This window comes from Paraburkholderia sp. BL9I2N2, from assembly GCF_004339745.1.
Taxonomy (GTDB): Bacteria; Pseudomonadota; Gammaproteobacteria; order Burkholderiales; family Burkholderiaceae; genus Paraburkholderia.
On sequence record NZ_SMGP01000001.1, the window covers coordinates 2052843 to 2071734 of the forward strand.

Sequence of the window (18892 nt, forward strand, 5' to 3'; positions counted from 1 at the left end):
GAGCCACCATGCCGACGACACCGCACAACATTTTCCAGCGCAGCGCCGCACCCGTCACGATCGACGAGGACAAGTGCATTGCCGACAAAGGCTGCACGGTCTGCGTGGATGTCTGCCCGCTCGACCTGCTCGCGATCGATCTGAGCAAAGGCAAGGCCTATATGAAGTTCGACGAATGCTGGTACTGCATGCCTTGCGAAAAAGATTGCCCGACCGATGCGGTCAGGGTCGAGATTCCCTATCTGCTGCGGTAACGACGAAGCATCGCGACGAACCATCCACTTTGAAACACGGCCGCTTATCAACCGGGGTTTAACTCATGAATATCCGTCATCTGCTTGCCACGACGCTCCTCGCGAGCGGCCTGCTGGCGCTCACCGCCGGCGCGGCGCGCGCCGAGACCATCCGCATTGCGATCGGCACTCAGGACACGACGATCAATTGCGCCACCGGCGGCCTGCTGATCCGCGAACTGAATCTGCTCGACAAGTATCTGCCGCACGACGGCAAGTACAAGGACGTCAAATACGACGTGCAATGGAAGGACTTCACGTCCGGCGCGCCGATCACCAATGAGATGGTCGCGGGCAAGCTCGATTTCGGATCGATGGCGGACTTTCCTGGTTCATTGAACGGCACGGCCTTCCAGAAGGCGGGTAAGAAGAGCGTGTTCATTACCGTGCTCTCAGGCAGCATCGAGGGCAGCGGCAACGGCATTGTCGTGCCGGACGACTCGCCGATCCGCTCGGTCGCCGACCTGAAGGGCAAGACGATCTCGGTGCCGTTCGCCTCGGCAGCGCACGGCATGCTGTTGCGGGCCGTGAAGGCACAAGGCTGGAATCCCGACACTGACGTGAACATCATCACGCAGTCGCCGGAAGTGGCAGGCAGCGCGCTAAAGGCGCATAAGATCGACGCCCATGCCGACTTCGTGCCGTTCGCCGAACTGTTCCCGTTCCGCGGCTTTGCGCGCAAGATTTACGACGGCGCGCAGACGCATGCGCCGACCTTCCACGGCACGCTGGTCGATGCCGACTACGCGAAGCGCTATCCGGAGGTGGTGGTCGCGTATCTGCGCGCGGTGATCGAAGCCAACCAGCTGTTCGCGCAAGATCCGGAGAAGTACAGTCAGCTGATCCAGAAAGTGACCGGCATCGACGCCGAAGTCAATTATCTGTTCCACGGGCCGCTCGGTCTGCAAACGCGTGATCTGACGTGGAAGCCCGAATACCGCCAGGCGACGGTCACGGCCATCAGCACGCTCAAGCTGCTGAAGAAGACCGACGTCGATCTGGATGTGAACACCTTCATCGACGATCGCTATATCCGCGAAGCGTTCAAGCAATCCGGCCTGAACTACGACGCGGCGCTCAAGAACTACGCGAAACAACCGCTCGTCGCCGATGACGCGCAAACCGGCAAGCGCATCACCGATCTGCGCAGCGTCACGCAGGTCTGGGTCGATGGCGAAGGCAAGGTGCGCGACTACGCGTCGGCCCAGGAAGCGTTCGCCGCCGTCAATACGCTCGAGCGAGGCGGCAAGAAAGTGCGCGTCGTCTACATCCAGGATCATTCGAGCGGACTGAAGCTCTTTGCCAATCAGGCCTGGTACGTGAAGGATGCCAAGGGCAACCTCGCCGGATTCCTCCTGAAAGAAAACGCGGATAGCTACGCGAAACAGGTGAACGGCAATGTCGTGGATTTCGCCGCCGCCAAAACCGACGCGACACAAGCCGTCGCGGCGCGCTAACCGCCGAGCCGCGGCCTGCCTCACTCAGGAGAGTCCTCGATGTCAGCCATTCTTGAAGCAGCGCAAACCGCAAGCATCCGGCGCGCCGCAGCCGGTCAGCAGATCTGGAGACCAGCGCGCCTTATCCGCGCGTTGGCCAGGATCGCCGCCGTCCTGGCGTGCGTGGGGATCTGGCAAGTGCTCGCCGAACATCATGTCTCGTTGGGCTTCGTGACCTTCGCCAATGTGCCGGCGCCGAGCGATGTCGTGCCGGCGGCGTGGGCCCTGCTCCACTCGCCGAAGCTGCCGATGCATCTGCTGTCGAGCCTCACACGCGTGCTGGTTGGCTTTGTTGCGGCGAGCGTCGTCGGCATTGGACTCGGGCTCGCTATCGGCCGCTATCGCGCGTTCGAATACACCTTGCTGCCGCCGCTCGAAGTATTGCGGCCGATTCCCGCGGTCGCGTGGATCCCGCTCGCCATCCTGATGTTTCCTTCATCGGAGATGAGCATGATGTTCATCACTTTTATCGGCGCGCTGTTTCCGATCCTGCTCAACACGATTCACGGCGTGGAAGGCGTCGATCCACGGCTGGTCGCGACGGCGCGTTCGCTCGGCACGCGAGGCGGCGCACTGTTCAGCGAAGTGATCCTGCCCGGCGCCGCACCCGCCATCGTCACGGGCCTGTCGATCGGCATGGGCACCGCGTGGTTCTGTCTGGTGAGCGCCGAGATGATCGCGGGTCAATACGGGATCGGCTATTTCACATGGGAGTCGTACACGTTGCAGAACTACGCGGACATCGTCGTCGGCATGCTGCTGATCGGCGCGTTGGGCATGGGCAGCAGTCTGCTGGTGAGGCGTGCCGGCCTCGCGCTGATACCGTGGTACCGCATGGAGGCATCGCAGCGATGAGTACGCAATTGCAATCGAAACCGGCGGGCCGCATCGACGTGCGGGCTCTGAGCGTCGAAGTGGGTTTGCGCGAGCAGCGGTTCACCGCACTCGATCAACTGGACTTCAGCGTCGAACCCGGCGAATTCGTCTGCGTGCTGGGACCGTCGGGATGCGGAAAATCCACCCTGCTGGCCGCGCTCGCCGGTCATGTGTCGGCCAGCGCGGGAGAGATCGCCGTCGACGGCGAACAAGTGCTGCGTCCGCATCCGGAACGCGGCCTCGTGTTTCAGCAGCACACACTGTTTCCGTGGAAGCGCGTGATCGACAACGTCGCGTTCGGCCTGAAGATGAAGGGCCTCGCCGCCGACGAGCGGCGCCGCCAAGCGAGCGACCTGCTCGATCTGGTTGGCCTGAGCGGATTTGGCACACGCTATCCGGCACAGTTGTCGGGCGGCATGCAGCAGCGCGTGGAAATCGCACGCGCGCTGATCAACCGGCCGCGGGTGCTGCTGATGGACGAGCCGTTCGGCGCGCTCGACGCGCAAACGCGCCGCATGATGCAGGCCTTGCTGCTCGACGTGTGGACGCAGGTCCCCACGACCGTGCTGTTCGTCACGCACGATATCGACGAAGCGCTGTTTCTCGCCGACCGCATTCTCGTGCTCTCGCAGCGGCCCGCGCGCATCGTCGCCGATCTGCGCGTGACGTTGCCGCGTCCGCGCGACGACGAGACCACGACCGAAGCGCGATTCGTCGAGATCAAGCGGCGCTGCCTCGCATTGCTGCGCGAAGCGGCGGCATGACGACTTCGCCTGCCCGAGCGGCGTAATGGCCCTATCCGTTCCACTCCAGACATCACTCCTTTCATGACCGATATTTCGCTTCCGCTGACCTTCGACCCCGCCTCTCTCGATCCGGAAGCCGCCGAACTGTTGCCGCGTTTGACATCCGCGGACGCCGCGGTGCGCCGCATCGCCCTGCTCGCGCTTGCCGATCTCGAGGACGAAACCGTGCTCGAACCGATCGTCGCCGCGTTGCGTCAGGACACGTCGTCGGAAGTTCGCGCGCAGGCCGCTCAGGTGCTCGGTGCGTGGGAACGCGCCGATGCGGTAACGGCGCTCTGCGAGGCGCTGGCGGATCCTGATGATGAAGTCCGCGAAGCGGCCGCGCAGAGTCTGTCCGGTTTGAAGGACTCGCAATCGGGTCCCCTGCTCGTAGCCTGGACCACGCACCATGATCCGTTCGTGCGCCAGGCGGTGCTTCGCGGGCTACGCGAGTTGCGCTATGCCGGCGCACTCGACCCCGCGCTGGACGCGCTGACAGCGAGCGAAGACCTCGTGCGGCTCGAAGCCGTGAGCGTGCTCGGCTGGCTGAAAAGCGAGCGCGCGCTTGGACCCCTCACCAGCATCGCCGCGCAGGATCCGAATGCCGCCGTGCGGCGCGCGGCGATCGGTGCATTGGGGATCGGCGCTGCGTCGACCGAAGACACCGTTGTCGCGTTGCTCGGCGCCTTACGCGATGCCGCGTGGCAGGTCCGTGAAGAAGCGGCGGCCACGCTCGGCAAACTGCGCGCGACGGCCGCAAGAGATGCGCTAATCGACGCTCTTGCCGACGACTACTGGCAAGTCCGGCTGCAAGCGGTCCGCGCTTTGGGCAAGCTACGCGACGCAAGCACGAGCACGGCGGTCGCGTCGCTGCTGACACACGCGATCAGCAATTTGCGCAAGGAAGCGGCCTTGTCGCTGGGCGAACTGGGCGACGAAGCGTCGCTGGCGGCCTTGCAGGCAGCCGCGACGGATCCCGATCCGGAAGTCCGCAAGGCGGCGCGGATCGCCTCGACTCAAATCGAAAGCGCACGGCGATGAACGCCCCTCAGCGGATCACGGTCCACGCCGCGAGCGGGCGATTGTCCCTCACGTGGGATGACGGACGTACGCAATCGATCGACAACACAACGTTGAGAGAACGCTGCCCTTGCTCGACATGCCGTCGCCTCACGCATTCGGGCGAGGCGCGACTCGATTCGTCGCGCGTCGCGATCGTCGATATGCAGCCGATGGGCTATGGCGTGCAGATCGTCTTCAGCGATGGCCACGCGCAGGGGATTTACCCGTGGGAATATCTGAAGAGACTGGATTGAGTACAGGCATCAGGGCCGGTACTCATCTTCTGCGTCAGCAAGCCTTTAGTCTGTGCCGACATATCGATACCAGAATTCTCGCGCGGCTCACTGGATTCTCGGCGCCTCTCTCTCGCATCTCGCCACGAACAAATCCATCGATCCATATTCGCCAGTGAACTAGCGAAATCAAACCCGGCGGTTGCGCCACAAGCGCCTCGTCCGCCACTGGCCACCGCGCAATGGGCGCGGATGGCAGAAAACGGCGTATCACTGGCACGCTTTACCGGTCGATTGCGCCTCACCCAGAGGCGACTCCGACGGATACTTGGACATCACCGGGCGGTGCTCACAGCGAATCAAGAACGCTGTCCGGGCATTGCCCGAACGACACGAAGTCCATCGCCTCACGAGGCACTATCTTTGTCCAGGAGAAATTCGATGAGTACGACCATTGCCGGCATTCACATTCCAGACAGCCGTCTCGCGCGGGCAGCAACCGATCTGGTCCGCGACACCGAGAACGATCTGCTTTTCAATCACTCGCGCCGCGTGTTCCTGTGGGGTGCGTTGACGGGAGCGCGCCGCAACCTCGCGTACGACCCCGAGTTGCTGTACATCGGCGCGATGTTTCATGACATGGGCCTCACGCCGGACTACAGCAGCAAAACAGATCGCTTCGAAGTCGACGGCGCCAATGCCGCGCGCGACTTTCTCAAGAGCCACGGCGTCAACGAGTACGACATCGAACAGGTCTGGTTGTCGATCGCGCTTCACACCACGCCGGGTGTGCCCGAGCACCTGAAGCCGGTCGTCTCGCTGGTGACCGCGGGCGTGGAAATGGACGTGCTCGGCATGCGGTATCACGAATTCGACGACGCGCAACGCGTCAGCGTGGTGGCCGCGCATCCGCGCGAGCAGGACTTCAAGAACAAGATCATCGATGCGTTTGCGCAAGGCACGATCAGCAAACCCGAAACCACGTTCGGCAACGTCAAAGCCGATGTCCTCGAGATGAAAGATCCCAATTACAAGCGGCTGAATTTCTGCAAGATCATTCTCGGCTCGGCATGGGACGACAGCAAGGCAGGTCACGTTCATCACGCTGGATGCAGTCACGGCGCAGCGGCGGAATAACTGCTTGCGCAGGACGGCCGGCGCATTGTGCCGGCCGCTGCAGGACTCAGGGCGCGCCGAACCGGAAAGCCGGTGGCGCGCCACATCTGTTGGCGCGGCCATATTTCAACGGCCGTTGCGAGCCTTACTTCACGATTTATCCGTTGGTCGCGGCGTCAGCATCAGCGCCAGCACTGCGACGCCGAGCACCAGCAACACTCCGCCATAGAGCGTGGAATTGCGCGTGTCGAACAGCACACCGTGAATGACCATCGCCATGCCGCCCAGCGCGACGAACACCGCGATGGCCGCGAATACGATCCGACGTTCGGCGCGAATCATGGCGCTCTCCCGCAAGATGTTGGTGCCGTAAGACGCACAGGAACAACGGAAGACCTCGAACCGCGCAGTATTTTTTCTGGCAACCAGCGTTGCGCGCTGCAGTCGGGTCTTCCGCTCGGGTCATCGCGATGAGCCGGTGCGCTCATGCTTCGGCGATGCCTGTCGGAAAGCTTGCGTCGGTTCGCCTTGAATCCGTTGCAAGTCAGTTTATAAGCCGGTCTGTCAGCCGGTCATCGAATCTCGGCTACGGCGATCACGTGCGTCGTCAGCCCGAAACCTCAATCTATCGTAGGCGGCGAACGGGCAATAGTAAATACGGGTAACCATGCCGCTCGCCGCCTGCGCCGCCCTCAATGACCGCCCGCTCCCGCCGCCGCAGCCGAACTGGCGCGATCCGGCTTCGTCACCCAGATCAGCGGGATGATCAGTACGAAGAGCACCGCCGACAGCCAGAAAATATCGTTCAGTCCCAGCATGGCCGCCTGGGCATTCATCGAACGTTCGAAGAACGCCATCGCCTGGGCGTGACTGCCTCCCAGCGAACTTTGCAGCGCATCCAGTGCCGACGTGTACGTCGGATTGTTCACGCTCGTCTGCTCGGCCAGTTGCGAATGATGCAGGATCGTCCGGTCGTTCCATCCGGTCGAAGCCAGCGACGTTCCCACCGCGCCGGCGAACACCCGCGCGAAATTCGACAGGCCCGCCGCGGCCGGAATCCGGTCGGGCGCAAGGCCGGACAAAATGATCGCGGTCAGCGGCACAAAGAAAAGGGCCGTCGGGATACCTTGCAACAGCGTCGGCAAAACCAGCGTCCATGTATCCACACCCGTGGTGTAGTTCGAGCGCATGAAGAACACGCCGGCAAAACCGACGAAAGCCAGCGTCGCCAGGACCCGCGCATCCGACTTCGGCATAATCTTCGCCATGACCGGCGCGAGAATCACGGCGAAGATGCCTAGCGGCGCGGTGGCCAGACCGGCATCGACGGAACGGTAGTTCAGATACTCTTGCATCCACTGCGGCAACAGCACGAGGTTGGAGAAAAACACCGCGTACGCCACTGAAATCGCAACCGTGCCGCCGAGGAAGTTGCGCTTTCCGAACAACCGCAAGTCGACGATCGGGTTCTTTTCAGTCAACTCCCAGATCACGAAGAACGCGAAGCTGATCGCCGCGAACACAGTCAGGGCGACGATCACCCGCGAGTTGAACCAGTCGAGATCCTTGCCTTTGTCGAGCATGATCTGCAACGAGCCAACCCATGCGATCAGCGAGAGCAGGCCGACCTTGTCGATCGGCAAACGCTTCGTCGGGGTTTCGCGGGTGCGATAGATCGCCCACGTCACGCCGGCCGCGAACAGGCCCACCGGGATGTTGATGTAGAAGATCCATGACCATGAGTAGCTGTCGGTGATCCAGCCGCCGAGCGCCGGACCCGCAATCGGACCGACCGTCGCGGTCATCGCCCACAAGGCGAGCGCAGTCGAAGATTTTTCCTTCGGATACGAGCCGAGCAGAATCGCTTGCGACAGCGGAATCAACGGACCGGCCACCGCGCCCTGCAGAATCCGCGCGGCGAGCAACACCGGCAGATTGGGTGCAATCCCGCACAACCACGACGACAGCACGAACAACAGAATCGCCCACACGAACAACTTGATCTGCCCGACGCGCTGCACGAGCCAACCGGTCAACGGAATCGCGATGGCGTTGGCGGCGGCGAACAGCGTGATCACCCACGTGCCCTCGTCCACCGAGACGCCGAGATTGCCGGCGATGGTCGGAATCGCCACGTTCGCAATCGATGAATCCAGCACGTTCATAAACGTGGCGAGCGCCACGGCAAGCGTCGCCAGCACCAGCTTGCCGCCGGTCAGCGGCGGCAGCGTGGCGGGCTTCGTCGATCCATTCATTTCATCACCTGTCGGGAACGGTAAAACAATCTGACTTATCAGTTAAACGTGCAAAAAAAACGGCGCTCGGTGGCCGCGGATTCAGCCTGCCTTGCGTGCGGCGTTTTTTCTGCGCGGTGCTCGCGGCCATCTCGTGCTTCGCCGGCATGTTCTGCGCGATGATCCGCGCGATCTCCGCGTCGGCTTCGTCGCCGTATTGCGCGAATACGTCCGTGTGGTACGAGGTGTTGACCGCCGCGCCGAGTTGAGCGCCGGTTTCCTCGTGGGTGTCGACGTCGACCTGCATCGACAGGCCGATCCGCAACGGATGCGCATTCAATTCATTTTGATCGAGCTGGATCCGCGCCGGCAGACGCTGCACGACCTTGATCCAGTTGCCGGTGGCGTTCTGCGCGGGCAGCGTGGCGAACGCCGCGCCCGTGCCTGCCGAAAAGCCCACCACCCGGCCGTGATACTTGACGCTGGAGCCGTACACGTCCGCTGTGAGCGTGACGGGTTGGCCGATGCGCATGTGCCTCAGTTGGCCTTCCTTGAAGTTCGCGTCGACCCACACGCCGTCGAGCGGCACGATCGCCATCAACGGGTTGCCCGGCGCCACGCGCTGGCCGACCTGCACCGAACGGCGCGCGACATAGCCGGTCACCGGCGCGGGCAAGGTGTTGCGCGCGTAACTCAGGTAGGCGTCGCGCACTTTCGAGGCGGCGGCCTGCACGTTCGGATGCTGTTCGATCGACGTGCGGTCGGTCAGCGCGTGGTTGGCCTCGGCCTGCTGACGAGCGGCGTCGAGCGCGGCCTGCGCGGAGCTGACGGCGTCGCGAGCGTGGGCGATGTCCTCGCCGGACACCGCGCCTGTTTCGGCCACCGCCTGACGACGTTTCAGGTCGTCGTTGGCGCGGGCCAGATCCGATTGACGTTGCGCGATGGTCGCCGCATAGAAATCGTTGTTCACGTACAGGCCGCTCACCTGCCGCACGGTCTGGCCGAGCGTCGCTTCCGCGTTCGACAGTGCGACCTTCGCGTCGGCGTTATCCAAGGTGACGATGGGCGCGCCCTGCTTGACGATCTGCGTGTCGTCCGCGTTGACCGCGACCACCGTGCCGCTCACTTGCGGTGTCAGTTGCACTAGGTTGCCGCTCACGTACGCATCGTCGGTGGACTGATAGTAGCGGCCGGTCGTGAAGTAGTACGCGCCGTAGCCCGCGCCGGCCAGCACGACGCTGGCCGCGAGCAGGGAGAGCAGTAGTTTGCGCTTCGTGGGGGTCTGCGCTTGCACGGGTTGGCCCGCGTCCGCCGTCGCGCGCTTGGTGTCGATCGTATCGCTCATGATGGGAGTCCTGACTGATTGGGAAAGTGTCGCGATGGCGCTTTAGCGAGCGGCGGCGACGATGGGGTTGGCGGATGCTGCTGGAACGACGGCGCCGCTGCTGGCGACAGAATCGGCGTTGTCGACATAACCGCCGCCGAGCGCCGCGGCCAACGCGATCTGCTGGTCGCGCCGGTTCATCTTCAGATTCGCGACCTGCTGGTCCGCGGCGAGCGCGGTGGTGTCGGCGTTCAGCACGGTCAACTGATTCGTGAGGCCGGCCTTGTATTGCGTGAGCGCCAGTTGATCGGCGCCGCGGGCGGCTTCTTGGGCGGCTTGCGCGTCGGTGAGCTGCTCGTCCGTCGAACGGATTTGCGCGAGTTGCGTCGCCACTTCGGACAGGGCGGTGACGAGCGTCTGGTTATACGTGGCGACGGCGTAGTCGAAATCGGCGTAACGCCCTTTCAATTGCGCGCGCAATTGACCGCCGTCGAAAATCGGCAGATGGATCGCTGGGCCGACCGACGCCGTGCGGCTCGCCGCCGTCAGGAAACGGCCGAAACCGAATGCGTCGAGACCGATCGCGGCGCTCAGGTTGATGTCGGGATAGAACTCGGCCTTGGCCTCTTTCACGTCGTGCGTGAGCGCGTCGACGCGCCATTTGGCCGCGACCAGGTCCGGGCGGCGGCTCACCAGATCGGCCGGCAGGTTGTCGGGCAGACGCACTTCGTCGCCTACGCCGAGCGTCGGCCGAGCGATGGCGAGACCGCGGTCCGGTCCGGCGCCGAGCAAGGCGGCCAACTGATAGCGCGTCGTGAGGATGCTGCCGTCGATCGAAGCGAGCGTCCCGCGGCTCGTGGCGAGATTCGCCTGCGCCGTCTTGCGTTCGACTTGCGTGTCGAGGCCCGTTGCAATGCGGCCGGCCGTAATGCGGTCGATCTGTTCGCGCCGCGTGATTTCTTCCTGCGCGATGTCGCGCAACGCATAGAGCCGCGCAAGCTGGTTGTAGTCACGCGCGGTGGCCGACGTGAGGGACAGCTTGACGACTTCCGCGTCCGCCTGGGTCGCCTGCAACTGCGACAGCGAGGCCTTCAGCGCTTCGCGATTCTTGCCCCACAGATCGAGATCGTAGGACGCGGACAGCAAGCCCTTGTTCTCCGTTTGCCACGAACCGCCGTACGGCGGCGGCACGAGCGCCGTGCCCGAATACTGCTGGCGCGTCAACGAATAGTCCGCGCCGACTTTCGGCAGGGTGCTCGCCTTCGCCGTGTCGCTGTACGCGGCAGCCGCTGCGACGCGGGCGCGGGCCTGCTCGACCGACGGATTGCCTTTCAGCGCTTCGGCAAGCAAGGCCTTCAGCTGCGCGTCGCCGAACTGGTCGGCCCAATCGGCGGCGGGCCAATGACCGTTGTCCTGCGGAATGCTTTGTTGAGTCGCGTAAGTCTGCGGCTGCGCCATCTGCTTGTCGCTCGAGATACCGGCGTAATTCGCGCAAGCGGAGAGCACGGCCGCGACGATCACCGTCACACCAGCCTTCGCGACCCGCGAGCCGGCTATCCGTGGAATTAACTGTGGTTTCATTTTCTGACTTGTCAGATATATGGTTGAAAAAAACGCCGCGAGCGTCCGCAGCATGATTGGCTGGCCTCGCCTACTCGGCGAGAAACTTGTTCAGCAGACGGCGAAACTCCTCGAACTCGGCTTTCGTAAACCTCTTCAGGCGCCGGTTCAGCACCACCGGAGCGATCGAAGGAAGCTGCACGGCGATCGCGTTGCCCTCCTTTGTCAACTCGAGGTTGACGACGCGGCGGTCTTCGATGCTGCGTGAGCGTTCCAGCAACCCCCTGGCTTCCAGCTTGTCGAGCATGCGCGTCATCAGGCCGGTGTCGATGCCGAGCAGCCGCGACAGTTCGAACGGCGTGGTCGCGACGCTCCAGTGCACGGACAGCAGAATGCCCATCTGCTGACTGGTGATGTCCAGATCCTTCAGCGCAGTGTCCATTTCAGTAATCAGCAAGTTACGTGCTTTGTTGATCGAGAAACCCACGCTCTGCGTCAGGCTGAAATTTTCCGGCGTGTAGTGGTTCATTCATGCCTCCTGTTCGATGGCTTGAACTTTATCTGCAGAGTCAGATATTGTCAAAGATCGATTTCGGCATATGACTGTTTCAGTCACGTGCACAATCGCGCCTCTTCGCGGCTACCGAAAGCGTGAAAAGTGGTCACCTTGAATTAGCCAAAACCGGTCATTTCACAAAGCCACTCGAGCGTTTAATCTGCCCTCACGCTAAATCACAAATGGAAGGACGGAAACCATGAAGATCATGCACGTCGACGCCAGCGCCAAACGCGAGCGATCCAACTCCCGCGCGTTGAGCCGCTATTTTCTGGAACGCCTGCGCGAAGAAGGCGGCCAGTTCGAAGTCGATTATCTGGATGTGACGATCGACACACCGCCGCACGTCACTGAGGATTTCGCCATTGCCACCTACACGGCCGCGCCGGATCGCACGCCTGCCATGAAGGCGACGCTGGCCGGCTCGGACGCGCTGTGCCAACGCCTGCTCGCCGCCGACGCGTTCGTCTTCGCCATGCCCATGTACAACTGGTCGATGCCCTCCGCGTTCAAGGCGTTTATCGACAGCGTCACGCGTACGGGCCTGACCTATGTGAACGCGGACGACGGCCGCGTGGTTGGTCAGCTGTCACGTCAGAAGGTGCTCTTCATCACGAGCCGCGGCGCGGATTTGCGTCCGGGCTCGCCTTACGCAGGCATGGATGCGCTCACGCCCTCACTGAAGGCTGCGTTCGGCTTTCTCGGCGTTGCTGATCCGACCTTTGTCGATGCTCAGCCGCTGCAGTTTGCCGATCCCGAAGCGCGTACCGAAGCGCTTCGGCGCGCCCGTGCCGAACTCGACGCGGTGGCGTCGGGCTGGGCGTCGTCGGATTCGAGCAAGGAAACCCAGGATCTCTTGTCAGGAGTTACAGCATGAAAATTCGCACACTGATCGCGGCGGCCACACTCGCCAGCCTTTCTATTCTGGGGACCTCGCAGTCCGCATTCGCCGCTGACACAACCGCGCAGCACGAGACGATCACGCCTGCGTTCGCCGAGGCGATCGCCAACGTGCCCGGCAAGACGATCACGGCGCTCGTCGTCGACTATGCGCCAGGCGCCAAGTCGCCGTCGCATCGGCACGGTCAGGCGTTCGTGGTCGGCTATGTGCTGTCGGGCGCGATCCGCAGCCGCGTGAACGACGGCGAAGAACGCGTCTACCATGCCGGCGAGCACTGGACCGAGAAGCCCGGCGTGCATCACACGGTCAGCGAAAACGCGAGCGATACCGAACCGGCGAAGCTGCTGGCGATCTTCGTGGCTGATACGAAAGACAAGAATCTTGTTACGTTCGACAAGAAGTGAATCTGCTTTGACACGGACGCGTGAGCGGCATGCAGGTGAGCGCGGGGCTTTTCACGCCCGAGTTGCCTGCTTGCCGGCTCCGTCGCATTGGCGCTCACACCGGCTGCCGCCAGCCGCCGCCGTTCAGTTTCGGTGCGGCGTTTCTGATGTCGCTTGCGATCGTGCTGGCGGGTTTTTTTTGTCGGCGGACTGGTGCTCCCGGCCGCCAAGCGCTCGCTCGGTGCGAAAGACTGGGGCGCGATGATCGCGGGCACGGCGGCGCGCTCGACCGCGTCGATTCGATCCGTTTTGCCGCGCCGGTATTTTTCCACCTCGTGCGTTATCTGTACGTGCCGTAACCGAAAGCCGTTCTGGACTTTTACGCGTTTCGTCCTCGCCGCCGCGCGCGCACTCGACGCGCGTCAGCGGCAAGCCTCGATGCCCTTGCTGATTGCTTGCGCGATACGCGCGATGGTCGCCGGATTGCGCAGGCGGGTTTCCTCGTCGGGGTTCGCGATCACGCCGGCTTCGACGAGCACGGCGGGCATCGGCGCGGTTTTCAGCACAATCAGATCGTCGAAACGATGAATGCCAAGGCGCTGATCCAGCAACGGCCGGTTCTCCCCTTTGATCGGCGTGGCGTGATACAGCGAGGGCTTTTCCCCTGCGGCCAGCATCTGTTCGCCGATGGCCTTCGCGCAGCGCAGGCTCTCTTCGTAATGCGGATTCAGTTGCGACACGAAGATCGCGTAGCCGCGATAGTCGCGGCGACGCCCCGCATCGATCCATGCCTGCTGCAGCGAGTCATGGTGAATCGACACGAACAGATCGGCGCCGGGCGAATGCGTCGAGCGATTCTGCAGCGCGATCTCCTTGCCGTCGGCGGAGGTGCGCGCGACGTGATCGCCATACGCTTGCAGGTCTTGCGCGACAGCCGCGCTCAAATCCAGGTTGTAGAGATATTCGACACGACCGCTTGCCCCGGTCGCGCCCGGCCGCTGCGGCGTGTGCCCGGTGTCGACGACGATATAAGCCGCCTCGCACGGAACGGCGCCCAGCGCCGCGACGGTAAAGCTGGCGAGCAGCGCGCGCCGTGTCCATGCGGCGTAACGCGAGGCGATAACCGCATGTTTCTGTCGTTTCGACGCCGTGATCACAATCGAGTCCTTTTTATTGAGCTTCGGCACGCGGACTTTTGAAATGCCGGATTGCCTGCGAGTGCTTGCGATTGCCTTCATTCAGCGCGCCGGCATTCATAAACGATGATATTCGCGGCGGTCTTAAACTAGAAATGTGCGATACGTTTTTTTCGGCGGAAATGATCAAGCGGGATTTTAATCGAGCGAGTTGCTCTGCGGTTGATTTTCACTTGCACTGTATCGGGTCAGTGCGCCGCAGTTGTTAATTTTTACTGTGGCAATGGGTCGCGAATAACGCGGCCGCGAATCTTTCTTTCCTTTTTCAAAGTTTGAAAATCAAAAGGCGATCCAGAATTTACCGCACTCGGCTGGCCGATCAGGCTCGGCGCTAGAACTTCGGATGACATTCGAAACTCATGGACGACCCGTGCTCCGTCAGCCCTTGCACGCCGCTGACGGTTTCCGTCGTCACGCTGGTCTGCATGCCGCGACGTTCGCAGTAATCGCGCGCCTCGTTCATGGCGTGCTCGTGCGCGCGGGCCCAGGCGAGGCGTCCGCCGGTCGCGCTTGCCGCGACCGTATAACTATTGGCTTTGCTGGTGGCGACCACGTCGCTGGAGCTGGCGCAGCCCACGAGGCTCGCGCACGCCGCCACGGCCGCAATGAAGGCGCGCGCCCGTCTCGACAAAGCGTTTCGCGCCGCGGGCGCGCCGGTTGCGCCCTCCTGTTCGGGCATGCGGCCTGAGACAGTATTGAACATGTATCACCTGCACATTTTTGCGGATTAACCAATCATGAAATTATCCGCAATCACGCGTAAGAGATCAGCCTCACCACCTGAAAACACTGTTGCTGGCGCCTAAACAATCGCTCAGGACGACGCCACCTTGCTCCGGCTCAGCATCAATTCGACCGCCTGCCAGGCGCGCTTGGCGGAAGACGGATCGTTGAACGCGCGCGCTTCGACCGTCGCGCCGTCGAGCAGCATCATGCACACGCTGGCGAAATGCCGCGCCGTGTCGGGCGGCACGATGTCGCGCAGGATCTCGTCGATCCAGTCCACCATTTTTTCGCGGTAACGGATCGCGACTTCGGAGACCTTCGGGTAGGACGTGCCGAATTCGGCGAGAGCGCGCTCGAACAGGCAACCGGCGAACTCCGGCGTGCGAAACCAGGCTTCGTACCAGTCGAATATCGCTTTCACGCGCGCAAGCGGTTCGCCCACACTTTGAACACGCTGTCCCACGCTTTCGATGATGTAGTCGTAGCGCTGTTCCAGCACTTCCCTGACGAGATCGTCCTTGCCCGCGAAGTGCCGGTACAAGGTCATTCTGGCGACGCCCGAATCGTCGATGATCCAGTCCACGCCGACAGGGTGAAAGCCGTGTTTCGAGAAGAGTTCGGTGGCCTTGTCCACGACCTGCTGGCGCTTGCTTTCGCGCATCGATAGCTCCATGAATTCCGCCCGCATCTTAACATTCGGCGGCGTTCTTCATGCGCCGTACGGCCCGCACGAACGGCGCGGCACAGTCGTTGCTAAAGGGTTTCGTGTGAGCGCATCGCGGCTCGCTTCACGGAGTGTGCAGACATGCCCGATCACCGACCTATCCCACCGAGACCGGCACTGCCGACCGACGCGCGCGGCATGATCGGCAACATGAAAACCACAGCGCTCGTCTCGCTGCGCGGCTCGATCGACTTCATGTGCTTTCCGCGTATCGACTCGCCGGCCATTTTCGCCGGACTGCTCGAGCCGTCGCGCGGCGGCGCTTTCTCGATCGAACCCACGTTCGACACCGCCAACGTCAAGCAGATGTATCTGCCCGATACCAACGTTTTGCTGACGCGTTTCATGACGCCCGAAGGCGTGTGCGAACTGATGGACTTCATGCCGGTGCCCGAGGACGGCAGCGGCGCCAGCGCCGACGCGCCGCTGCCCAACTGCGTGATCCGCGTCGTGCGGGTCGTGCATGGGCGCATGGCGTTCAGGATGCGTTGCGAGCCGCGCTTCGACTATGCGCGCGGCGCGCACACGGCTCACATCGATAAGGAAGGCGCGGTGGAATTCCACGCCGCAGCAGACGCTGGCATTGAAGGCGGCATGCAATTGCGCCTGAACAGCACCCTGCCGCTCACGCTCGACGACGGCGCGGCGCACGCCGAATTCGAACTGCGCAATGGCGAGTCGGCCGGCTTCGCTTTCGGCGATGCCGAAGGCTTGCGCGAAAAGTCGTTCGATTGCGAAGCGGCGCTGACCGATACGATCCGCTTCTGGAGAAGCTGGTCAGCGCAATCCACGTATCGCGGCCGCTACCGCGAAGTCGTGATGCGCTCGGCGTTGACCTTGAAGCTGCTCAGTTCCAGCGAGCATGGCGCGATCGTCGCCGCGCCGACTTTCGGGCTCGCCGAAGCGCTCGACGGTTCGCGCCGCTGGGACTACCGCTTCACCTGGATTCGCGACGCCGCGTTCTCCGTGTACGCGCTGCTGCGCCTCGGCTATACCGGCGAAGCGCGGCATTTCATGACGTGGATTGCCGGGCGCAGCCGTCATTGCGACTCGGACGGCTCGCTGAGCGTGATGTACACCGTCGACGGCAAAGTGCCGCCTGAAGAAACCGAAATCGCGGCGCTGTCGAACGAAAACGGCGTGGCGGGCGTGCCGCTCATCGGCAACGCCGCGCGCGATCAGATCCAGCTCGACGTGTACGGCGCACTGCTCGACGCGATCTATCTGTACAACAAGTACGGCGCCGCGATCTCGCACGACGGCTGGCACGACGTCACGCGTACCGTCGACTATGTGGTCGAGCACTGGCGCGAACCGGACCACGGCATCTGGGAGTTTCGCAACGGCCTGCGGCCCCTGCTCCATTCGCGGCTGATGTGCTGGGTCACCGTGGACCGCGCGCTGCGTCTCGCGGAAAAGCGTTCGCTGCCCGCGCCGCTCAAGCGCTGGTTCGACACGCGCGACGCGATCCACGCCGATATCCACGAGCACTTCTGGAACGAGGAACTGAACGCGTTCGTGCAGACGCCGGATTCGCAGCGGCTCGATGCGTCCGCGCTGATGATGCCGCTCGTGCGCTTCATCGGCCCAACCGATCCGCGCTGGCTCGGCACGCTCGACGCGATCGGCGGCGAACTGAAAGTGGACCCGCTGATCTTCCGCTACACGCGCGGCACGAAACTCGACGGACTGCCCGGCATCGAAGGCGGCTTTAGCGCCTGTTCGTTCTGGTATGCGGAAGCGCTGGCGCGGGCCGGACGCGTCGATGAAGGCCGCCTCGTGTTCGAGAAGATGCTCGCGTATGCGAATCACGTCGGCCTGTTTTCCGAGGAAGTGGCCACCAGCGGGGAGGCGCTCGGCAATTTTCCGCAGGCCCTCACGCATCTCGCGCTGATCAGCGCGGCTTATCAGCTCGACCGCAACCTGGACAAGGTTCACGTTCCGTGGACCTGAGCACGCAGCATCGCTCGCATCGCCGACAGCGCAAAAATCTTCCGGAATCGGATTTCAGCGTCTAGTCTGTAACAACACCATTTAAACCAGCCGGACGCTGAACCGGAGGAGACATCGATGGAGCTCGAAGCACGCACTATGAAACGTGTAACGGTTCGGCTCGTGCCGTTCCTGATCCTGTGTTATTTCATTGCCTATCTCGACCGCGTCAACGTCGGCTTTGCTGCACTGCAGATGAACAAGGCGCTCGGCCTGTCCGCGAGTGCTTTCGGTTTTGGCGCCGGGATTTTCTTCATCGCCTATTTTTTCTTTGAAGTCCCCTCCAATCTGCTGCTGGAGAAATTCGGCGCGCGCCGCTGGATCGCGCGGATCATGTTCACGTGGGGCATTCTCGCGGGCGCGATGGCGTATATCCCAGATATTGCGCGCTTCACGGGACTCTCCGCCGCGCACGTGTTTTACGGACTGCGCATTCTGCTCGGCGTGGCCGAGGCAGGCTTCTTTCCCGGCATCATCTTCCTGCTCACGCTGTGGTTTCCAGCGGCATATCGCGGTCGCGTGGTCGGCTATTTCATGGCGGCGATTCCGCTGTCCACCGTGATCGGCGGCCCGATCTCCGGCGCCTTGTTGTCGATGGACGGCTTCGGCGGACTGGCCGGCTGGCAATGGGTCTATTTGATCGAAGCCGCGCCCGCGCTGGTGCTCGCGTTCGTCGTGCTCTACTACCTCACCGACAAGCCCGCCGACGCCACCTGGCTCGCCGCCGAGGAACGCGGCTGGCTGGTCGCGCGCCAGAAGCAGGAGCGCGCGCATCGCGAAGCGGTGCATGCTTTCAGCGTGAAAGAAGCACTTTTCAATCCGCGCGTGCTGGCCGTCGCCTTGATCTACTTCGGTGCGAACGCAACCAACTACGGACTGAGTTTCTTCCTGCCGCAGATCGTCAAATCGTTCGGGCTCACCAATCTGCAGACGGGCTTCGTGACGTCGCTGCCGTATATCGTCGGCGTGATCAGCATGGTGTTCTGGGGCCGTCACTCGGACCGCAAGCTCGAACGCAAACGGCACGTAGCGATTGCACTGCTGGTGGCGGCGGCCGGCATCGCGGCGGCGGCCGGGCTCGACAATCCGGTGCAGAAGATGATCGCGCTGTCGATCGCCGGGTTCGGCATCTTCGGCTGCCTGCCGGTGATCTGGACCTTGCCGGCCGCGTTCCTGTCAGGCGCGGCGGCGGCGGGCGGTATTGCCGCGGTCAACTCGCTCGGCAATCTGGCGGGCTTCTTCGGACCGTACGCGATGGGCTGGATCAAGGACAGCACCGGCGGCTTCGGCGCCGGTCTGCTGTGTCTGTCGGGCGCCGGTCTGGTGGGAGTCGCGGCCGTGCTATTGCTGCATCACGATGCTTCGCTCGAAGCGGGCGCGGGTTTTTCGGACCCTGACGTGGCGAGCGGGAGCGAGGCGGTGAGGTCGTAGGGGC

The 18892-nt window shown here is 62.9% G+C and carries 19 protein-coding genes and 1 pseudogene; 12 read left to right on the top strand and 8 right to left on the bottom strand.

Annotated features, from left to right (window positions below; translation table 11 throughout):
• Positions 1 to 8 precede the first annotated feature (8 nt).
• From B0G74_RS09595 to B0G74_RS09625, 7 genes are all read left to right on the top strand, one after another.
• Positions 9 to 254, top strand: a complete 246-nt coding sequence (locus B0G74_RS09595) for a ferredoxin family protein (protein WP_132374582.1) — start codon at positions 9 to 11, stop codon at positions 252 to 254.
• A 65-nt stretch (positions 255 to 319) separates the two neighbouring features.
• Positions 320 to 1750 (top strand): ABC transporter substrate-binding protein, encoded by a 1431-nt coding sequence (locus B0G74_RS09600; RefSeq protein WP_132374583.1) that lies wholly within the window; start codon positions 320 to 322, stop codon positions 1748 to 1750.
• A gap of 39 nt (positions 1751 to 1789) precedes the next feature.
• The gene (locus tag B0G74_RS09605; protein WP_132374584.1) at positions 1790 to 2644 is read left to right on the top strand and encodes an ABC transporter permease; all 855 of its coding nucleotides are present in this window, start codon (positions 1790 to 1792) and stop codon (positions 2642 to 2644) included.
• Entirely contained in the window at positions 2641 to 3429 is a 789-nt protein-coding gene (locus B0G74_RS09610; protein ID WP_132374585.1) for an ABC transporter ATP-binding protein, read from the top strand. Before B0G74_RS09605 ends, B0G74_RS09610 begins: the two co-directional genes overlap by 4 nt.
• 63 nt (positions 3430 to 3492) lie before the next feature.
• Positions 3493 to 4491 (top strand): HEAT repeat domain-containing protein, encoded by a 999-nt coding sequence (locus B0G74_RS09615; RefSeq protein ID WP_132374586.1) that lies wholly within the window; start codon positions 3493 to 3495, stop codon positions 4489 to 4491.
• Positions 4488 to 4766, top strand: a complete 279-nt coding sequence (locus tag B0G74_RS09620) for a DUF971 domain-containing protein (RefSeq protein WP_132374587.1) — start codon at positions 4488 to 4490, stop codon at positions 4764 to 4766. The genes B0G74_RS09615 and B0G74_RS09620 overlap by 4 nt, the downstream gene beginning before the upstream one ends.
• Positions 4767 to 5186: 420 nt before the next feature.
• Positions 5187 to 5882, top strand: a complete 696-nt coding sequence (locus tag B0G74_RS09625; RefSeq protein WP_132374588.1) for an HD domain-containing protein — start codon at positions 5187 to 5189, stop codon at positions 5880 to 5882.
• A 129-nt stretch (positions 5883 to 6011) separates the two neighbouring features.
• Here the strand turns inward: B0G74_RS09625 and B0G74_RS09630 are convergent, their stop codons facing one another.
• The 5 genes from B0G74_RS09630 to B0G74_RS09650 form a co-directional block, all read right to left on the bottom strand.
• A complete protein-coding gene (locus B0G74_RS09630; RefSeq protein WP_132374589.1) occupies positions 6012 to 6203 on the bottom strand; it encodes a DUF2964 family protein in 192 nt (63 codons plus the stop codon).
• A 350-nt stretch (positions 6204 to 6553) separates the two neighbouring features.
• A complete protein-coding gene (locus B0G74_RS09635; protein ID WP_132374590.1) occupies positions 6554 to 8116 on the bottom strand; it encodes a DHA2 family efflux MFS transporter permease subunit in 1563 nt (520 codons plus the stop codon).
• Positions 8117 to 8120: 4 nt separating this feature from the next.
• Positions 8121 to 9440 carry an HlyD family efflux transporter periplasmic adaptor subunit gene (locus B0G74_RS09640; RefSeq protein WP_132374591.1) on the bottom strand — a complete coding sequence of 440 codons (1320 nt, stop codon included), beginning with the start codon at positions 9438 to 9440 and terminating at the stop codon, positions 8121 to 8123.
• Positions 9441 to 9482: 42 nt separating this feature from the next.
• Positions 9483 to 11000, bottom strand: a complete 1518-nt coding sequence (locus tag B0G74_RS09645) for an efflux transporter outer membrane subunit (protein ID WP_132374592.1) — start codon at positions 10998 to 11000, stop codon at positions 9483 to 9485.
• Between the two features lie 70 nt (positions 11001 to 11070).
• The gene (locus B0G74_RS09650; protein WP_132374593.1) at positions 11071 to 11508 is read right to left on the bottom strand and encodes a MarR family transcriptional regulator; all 438 of its coding nucleotides are present in this window, start codon (positions 11506 to 11508) and stop codon (positions 11071 to 11073) included.
• 226 nt (positions 11509 to 11734) lie between these two features.
• Here B0G74_RS09650 and B0G74_RS09655 point away from each other — a divergent pair, with 226 nt between their 5' ends.
• The 3 genes and pseudogenes from B0G74_RS09655 to B0G74_RS09665 form a co-directional block, all read left to right on the top strand.
• Positions 11735 to 12412 carry an NAD(P)H-dependent oxidoreductase gene (locus tag B0G74_RS09655; RefSeq protein WP_132374594.1) on the top strand — a complete coding sequence of 226 codons (678 nt, stop codon included), beginning with the start codon at positions 11735 to 11737 and terminating at the stop codon, positions 12410 to 12412.
• Positions 12409 to 12840 (top strand): cupin domain-containing protein, encoded by a 432-nt coding sequence (locus B0G74_RS09660; RefSeq protein ID WP_132374595.1) that lies wholly within the window; start codon positions 12409 to 12411, stop codon positions 12838 to 12840. The genes B0G74_RS09655 and B0G74_RS09660 overlap by 4 nt, the downstream gene beginning before the upstream one ends.
• 119 nt (positions 12841 to 12959) lie before the next feature.
• Positions 12960 to 13178, top strand: a pseudogene (locus tag B0G74_RS09665) (phosphatidate cytidylyltransferase); the annotation flags it as partial.
• 63 nt (positions 13179 to 13241) lie between these two features.
• On the opposite strand, the gene B0G74_RS09670 reads toward B0G74_RS09665, so the two are convergent.
• The 3 genes from B0G74_RS09670 to B0G74_RS09680 form a co-directional block, all read right to left on the bottom strand.
• Complete coding sequence (locus B0G74_RS09670) at positions 13242 to 14057, bottom strand: N-acetylmuramoyl-L-alanine amidase (RefSeq protein ID WP_132374596.1); 816 nt, start codon at positions 14055 to 14057, stop codon at positions 13242 to 13244.
• Between the two features lie 289 nt (positions 14058 to 14346).
• On the bottom strand, positions 14347 to 14718 hold the full coding sequence (locus B0G74_RS09675) for a hypothetical protein (protein WP_132374597.1): 372 nt from the start codon (positions 14716 to 14718) through the stop codon (positions 14347 to 14349).
• A gap of 111 nt (positions 14719 to 14829) precedes the next feature.
• Complete coding sequence (locus B0G74_RS09680; RefSeq protein WP_132374598.1) at positions 14830 to 15402, bottom strand: TetR/AcrR family transcriptional regulator; 573 nt, start codon at positions 15400 to 15402, stop codon at positions 14830 to 14832.
• 144 nt (positions 15403 to 15546) lie between these two features.
• Between B0G74_RS09680 and B0G74_RS09685 the strand changes: the two genes are divergently transcribed.
• Positions 15547 to 17418, top strand: coding sequence for a glycoside hydrolase family 15 protein (locus B0G74_RS09685; protein ID WP_132374599.1), 1872 nt, complete (start codon positions 15547 to 15549; stop codon positions 17416 to 17418).
• 117 nt (positions 17419 to 17535) lie between these two features.
• Positions 17536 to 18888 carry an MFS transporter gene (locus tag B0G74_RS09690; protein WP_132374600.1) on the top strand — a complete coding sequence of 451 codons (1353 nt, stop codon included), beginning with the start codon at positions 17536 to 17538 and terminating at the stop codon, positions 18886 to 18888.
• Positions 18889 to 18892 lie beyond the last annotated feature (4 nt).

Bases quoted from the DNA above. Each gene is read 5' to 3' on its own strand.
- B0G74_RS09595 (WP_132374582.1), top strand. From the start codon at position 9: ATGCCGACGACACCGCACAACATTTTCCAGCGCAGCGCCGCACCCGTC.
- B0G74_RS09600 (WP_132374583.1), top strand. From the start codon at position 320: ATGAATATCCGTCATCTGCTTGCCACGACGCTCCTCGCGAGCGGCCTG.
- B0G74_RS09605 (WP_132374584.1), top strand. From the start codon at position 1,790: ATGTCAGCCATTCTTGAAGCAGCGCAAACCGCAAGCATCCGGCGCGCC.
- B0G74_RS09610 (WP_132374585.1), top strand. From the start codon at position 2,641: ATGAGTACGCAATTGCAATCGAAACCGGCGGGCCGCATCGACGTGCGG.
- B0G74_RS09615 (WP_132374586.1), top strand. From the start codon at position 3,493: ATGACCGATATTTCGCTTCCGCTGACCTTCGACCCCGCCTCTCTCGAT.
- B0G74_RS09620 (WP_132374587.1), top strand. From the start codon at position 4,488: ATGAACGCCCCTCAGCGGATCACGGTCCACGCCGCGAGCGGGCGATTG.
- B0G74_RS09625 (WP_132374588.1), top strand. From the start codon at position 5,187: ATGAGTACGACCATTGCCGGCATTCACATTCCAGACAGCCGTCTCGCG.
- B0G74_RS09630 (WP_132374589.1), bottom strand. From the start codon at position 6,203: ATGATTCGCGCCGAACGTCGGATCGTATTCGCGGCCATCGCGGTGTTC.
- B0G74_RS09635 (WP_132374590.1), bottom strand. From the start codon at position 8,116: ATGAATGGATCGACGAAGCCCGCCACGCTGCCGCCGCTGACCGGCGGC.
- B0G74_RS09640 (WP_132374591.1), bottom strand. From the start codon at position 9,440: ATGAGCGATACGATCGACACCAAGCGCGCGACGGCGGACGCGGGCCAA.
- B0G74_RS09645 (WP_132374592.1), bottom strand. From the start codon at position 11,000: ATGAAACCACAGTTAATTCCACGGATAGCCGGCTCGCGGGTCGCGAAG.
- B0G74_RS09650 (WP_132374593.1), bottom strand. From the start codon at position 11,508: ATGAACCACTACACGCCGGAAAATTTCAGCCTGACGCAGAGCGTGGGT.
- B0G74_RS09655 (WP_132374594.1), top strand. From the start codon at position 11,735: ATGAAGATCATGCACGTCGACGCCAGCGCCAAACGCGAGCGATCCAAC.
- B0G74_RS09660 (WP_132374595.1), top strand. From the start codon at position 12,409: ATGAAAATTCGCACACTGATCGCGGCGGCCACACTCGCCAGCCTTTCT.
- B0G74_RS09670 (WP_132374596.1), bottom strand. From the start codon at position 14,057: ATGAAGGCAATCGCAAGCACTCGCAGGCAATCCGGCATTTCAAAAGTC.
- B0G74_RS09675 (WP_132374597.1), bottom strand. From the start codon at position 14,718: ATGTTCAATACTGTCTCAGGCCGCATGCCCGAACAGGAGGGCGCAACC.
- B0G74_RS09680 (WP_132374598.1), bottom strand. From the start codon at position 15,402: ATGCGCGAAAGCAAGCGCCAGCAGGTCGTGGACAAGGCCACCGAACTC.
- B0G74_RS09685 (WP_132374599.1), top strand. From the start codon at position 15,547: ATGCCCGATCACCGACCTATCCCACCGAGACCGGCACTGCCGACCGAC.
- B0G74_RS09690 (WP_132374600.1), top strand. From the start codon at position 17,536: ATGGAGCTCGAAGCACGCACTATGAAACGTGTAACGGTTCGGCTCGTG.